The following is a 1612-nucleotide window of genomic DNA, read 5'->3' as shown; positions in this document are numbered from 1 at the left end:
CTGAACTCGGCCCTTGACGGAGACGACTGTGGCGACTGCTGTGGCGACTGCGCCGATCGCAGCCACGACGATGGAGACGACGTCCATTACTTCACTCCGAGCGCCGCCCAGAGGCGCATAGTTCCGACATTGGCTGCGAAGCAACAGGCGAAGGCGATGACGCCGACGATGATCGGTGTCGGTGGGACACTGCGAAGTGGGGCGATGATGAGACAGAGTCCCCAGAACGTCCACGCGCCGACGACGAGTCCGTGGGCCACGAGTATCTGGCGTTCCCTGATCGCACAGACGATCAGGACAGTGCCGCTCACGCAGAACAGGAACGGCCACACCGGGAACGCCGATTCGATGATCACCACCAAGGTCTCCTGGCCGGCGGGCAGGGGCCGGCGAACCAGAGACTCGGGACCGGCGTAGAGCAACCCGACTGCGATCGCACCGAATCCGAGCAGCATCGACAGTAAGCGAGCTGCTGCGAGTACGGCGCGTTCGTTCATCAACGCCCAATCTTGCGCTGGCCGAACGCCAGCACGGCCATGATGCCAGCCACCGCTGCGCCGTAGCCGAGTGTCTTCCAGTCTCCGGTGTCGAGCAGATCGACCTGCCCGCCTCCGATGGCGTCTGCGACGAATCCGAGCACGGCCGAGAGCACCAGGGCGAGGATGCCCTGGATGGCTGTGCGGGACGCTGCGGTCTTCGGAGCGACCACGGGTGCCTCGGGTACCGAGGAGAGCGGCAGATCGTCGTTGACGGCTTTCAGCAGCTTCGGCGTCAGCTCCTCGAACTTGGCGTCGATCATCGGGCCGAGGCGGCGCATGATCTCGATTCGCACGAGATCGAGTGGGCCTTGCGGTGCGGTCATGATTTCTCTTCCATCAGCTGTGCCTCGGTGGGCAGTTCGGTACGCAGGAGGTAGCTCGCCGCTGCGGTGGTGCCGGCGACGACGCCGATCACCACCGCCGTGGCGAACGTCTGGACGGTGTTCACAGCCCGAGGGCCTTGAGAGTGGCCGGCCCGGCGATGCCGTCCACGAGCAGATTCGAGCGCTGCTGGAACTCACGCACGACTGCCTCGGTGGCCGGCCCGAAGTCGCCGTCGACTGCGAGACGGGAGTACCGGGGGTAGTCCCGGTTCAGACGCTCTTGCAGTCGGCGCACGGCCTCGCCCTTCGAGCCCCGCATCAGCAGTCCACCGACGCCGGGGTTCGGCACGACGACCGGATCGAGCGTCGGTGCGGTCGCGCCGTACAGGCCGAACTTGCCGGCACGTAGCTCGTTCGCGAAGTCGACGTACGCCTGCATCGGCTTGCCCCGGGCGACCTGGTAGTGCATCTCGTCCACCGGTTTGCCGCCCCAGCAGTCGCGGCCCCAGTCGATCAATCCCCAGAACCCGGCCTGGAGCTGCTTCACTCGGCCGACTCGTTCGGCGGGCATGGTGTAGCGCCGGAACGGGTAGCGGTTCCAGTTCAGGTCAATTGCTGTGCCGGACTTGTGGTTCGAGGTGTACACCGAGTTCGTCTCGGTGTAGCCGCCTTCATCGGATGCGCCACCGGTCAGCGGCTCGATGTCGCGGTTGTACATCGCCGCGAAGCTGATGAGCACGAATCCACAGT

At 65.6% G+C, this 1612-nt stretch carries 4 protein-coding genes; all 4 read right to left on the bottom strand.

Annotation, left to right across the window (positions count from 1 at the left end; translation table 11 throughout):
- Nucleotides 1–86: 86 nt before the first annotated feature.
- The gene (locus A2J02_RS05435) at nt 87–497 is read right to left on the bottom strand and encodes a hypothetical protein (protein ID WP_068047774.1); all 411 of its coding nucleotides are present in this window, start codon (nt 495–497) and stop codon (nt 87–89) included.
- Nucleotides 497–862, bottom strand: a complete 366-nt coding sequence (locus A2J02_RS05430; RefSeq protein WP_068047770.1) for a hypothetical protein — start codon at nt 860–862, stop codon at nt 497–499. Before A2J02_RS05430 ends, A2J02_RS05435 begins: the two co-directional genes overlap by 1 nt.
- A complete protein-coding gene (locus tag A2J02_RS28890) occupies nt 859–987 on the bottom strand; it encodes a hypothetical protein (protein ID WP_269454877.1) in 129 nt (42 codons plus the stop codon). The genes A2J02_RS05430 and A2J02_RS28890 overlap by 4 nt, the downstream gene beginning before the upstream one ends.
- The coding region (locus A2J02_RS05425) for a peptidoglycan-binding protein (protein WP_068047767.1) at nt 984–1612 on the bottom strand (629 nt) is incomplete at its 5' end. The genes A2J02_RS05425 and A2J02_RS28890, both read right to left, overlap by 4 nt.

This window comes from Rhodococcus sp. EPR-147, assembly GCF_001647185.1.
Taxonomy (GTDB): Bacteria; Actinomycetota; Actinomycetes; order Mycobacteriales; family Mycobacteriaceae; genus Rhodococcoides.
This window is presented reverse-complemented; position numbering and strand designations above follow the sequence as displayed.